The sequence below is a fragment of the Corynebacterium sp. MSK047 genome (genome assembly GCF_030232285.1).
Classification (GTDB): Bacteria; Actinomycetota; Actinomycetes; order Mycobacteriales; family Mycobacteriaceae; genus Corynebacterium; species Corynebacterium jeikeium_D.
The window spans coordinates 1-2076 of record NZ_JASPJI010000047.1; the positions used below are offsets into that span (position 1 = coordinate 1).

The window sequence follows — 2076 nt, forward strand, 5'->3', positions numbered from 1 at the left end:
ACCTCGGCATCCAAAAAGGCTGGATCAAATAACCGCAACACGCCCGGAAAAGACACACTTTTCTTTACTTAACCCGTTTCCACGCCCCTAGAATCCGCCGAATCAATCAAAACAAGCAAAATCCCGATTCTCAGTGACGAGAATCGGGATATCATTTGGCAGCTCGAGTTTCGTGAATTTTGCAGGACAAAAACGTGAAACCACCACTTTGTACCCCGTACGGGATTTGAACCCGTGTTACCGCCGTGAGAGGGCGGCGTCCTAGGCCGCTAGACGAACGGGGCTTAGAACTTTCATCCGCGCGCTGCGGACTTGTTAAACAATACACTAGACGTGGATAGTAACTGCAAATCGCCCGGTCAAGGCGCTAAATTCCAAGTGCTTCCACATTTTTTGCCAGTGCGTTTTTAAGCTCCGCTTCATCCATTCTTCGCAGCGCCGCAACTTCCGCGACAGTGTCCCGCAAGGCCGCGACGACCTCTGCAGAAACCACCTCCGCCGCGTAGCCGCTTCCAGGCTCGTGCGGAAGGTCAGTTTCCAGCAAAAGCCTATCGACGGGCACCTGCGACACATAGGCCCGTCCGCGTTTGGTCCGCAACATGAGCGGATTGACGGAGATGTAGCCACCGGCTCGGATAAGCCTGGTCAGCTCATCGCTGGTGCCACCGAAACGGTGAAAGATGGGCACGAGATTCTGACCGAGCCCTACCCCTTTGTCGGAGTCCAAGCGCGGTTCCAGCAGATCAAGCACTGTATCGGCGCTGCGGACTGTGTGAATGGACAGGATATGCGGCTGGCTCGAGGCTCGGACAGCATCGAGAATGCTTGTGAAGACGTGGATTTGGGTCTCGGCGGGAACGTCGTCAAGCCTGCGGGGCGCGAAGTCCAAGCCAATCTCACCGACGAAACGGGTGCGTGGAAGGGCCTCGCGAAATATCTCAAGCTCGCGCTCGTAGTTGCCGTCGATATACCACGGGTGATAGCCGACTGCGGCCATGGGGAGATTTTCGCGCTCTATCTCGACAAATACGGAGGGGCGGACTGTCTGCGCGATGATCTCCACGCCTTCCTGCGCAATATCGGCTTTGAAGCACTCGCGCGAAGCCGGTGGCAGGAAATCGTAGTGAAAGTGGGTATCGATGAGCCGCATCATTTTTCCGTTGGTGGCTGGTTTTCGTCGGCCGGACCGCCGATGCGCGGGGCCAGCGGGGTTTCCTCGAACCCGAGCAGACGGCGAATGACCTTTCCGGCCAGCATCTGCCCCATGATTGGCGGTATGTAGCTCATGGTACCGAGGGTTTCCGCCTTGGTACCGCTGCCCTTGTCCGCAATTCTCACTGGCTCTTCGGATGAGTACAGCACCTCAAGACCGCGAATGCGTCGGCGGATACACACCTGACGGACGACCTTCGCCAGCGGACAGACCTTAGTCTTATTGATCTTTGAGAAGGTTAGCCGAGCTGGGTCGAGCTTATTTCCGCCACCCATAGCGGAAATGAGGTGGATGCGATTTTCCGCGCACCACTGCGCGATCTCAATCTTGCCGGTGACATCGTCGATAGCGTCGATGATGTAATCCGGACGCGGGAACTGCTCGAAGGCCTCCGCCAGGTTTTCGCGTGTAAGAAAAATCTGACGAGCATAGGTCGTACAATCCGGGTTGATATCGGCAACCATCGCCTCCATGACCTCGGCTTTGACCCGGCCAATCGTGGAGACAAAAGCCAGCGCTTGACGGTTGAGATTGCTCGGCTCTACGACATCGCCGTCGATCAAGATGAGGTTGCCCACGCCGCCTCGGGCGAGAGCTTCGGCACAACTCGACCCCACGCCTCCGAGTCCAACAACCATGACGGTAGATTCAGCCAACGTTTCTAGCCCCTCCTCCCCTAGGAGAAGCTTCAGTCGTGCGAAACGTTCACTGGTCATAGTCGCCCCTGGTCATAGTCGCCTCGATGCTTAAAAAACAAAAACTCCCCAGCCGACTGACTGGGGAGTAACTTTGTACCCCGTACGGGATTTGAACCCGTGTTACCGCCGTGAGAGGGCGGCGTCCTAGGCCGCTAGACGAACGGG

General features: G+C 56.8%; 2 protein-coding genes and 2 tRNA genes. All 4 read right to left on the bottom strand.

Annotated elements, in window-relative coordinates; translation table 11 throughout:
• Positions 1–211 precede the first annotated feature (211 nt).
• A tRNA-Glu gene (locus QP981_RS11095) sits at positions 212–284 on the bottom strand.
• Between the two features lie 83 nt (positions 285–367).
• Positions 368–1153, bottom strand: coding sequence for a TatD family hydrolase (locus QP981_RS11100; RefSeq protein WP_284857320.1), 786 nt, complete (start codon positions 1151–1153; stop codon positions 368–370).
• Positions 1150–1929, bottom strand: a complete 780-nt coding sequence (locus QP981_RS11105; protein ID WP_272707868.1) for a tRNA threonylcarbamoyladenosine dehydratase — start codon at positions 1927–1929, stop codon at positions 1150–1152. Before QP981_RS11105 ends, QP981_RS11100 begins: the two co-directional genes overlap by 4 nt.
• A gap of 76 nt (positions 1930–2005) precedes the next feature.
• Positions 2006–2076, bottom strand: a tRNA-Glu gene (locus QP981_RS11110).

Coding starts and splice junctions, on each gene's coding strand:
- QP981_RS11100 (WP_284857320.1), bottom strand. CDS start 1,153: ATGATGCGGCTCATCGATACCCACTTTCACTACGATTTCCTGCCACCG.
- QP981_RS11105 (WP_272707868.1), bottom strand. CDS start 1,929: ATGACCAGTGAACGTTTCGCACGACTGAAGCTTCTCCTAGGGGAGGAG.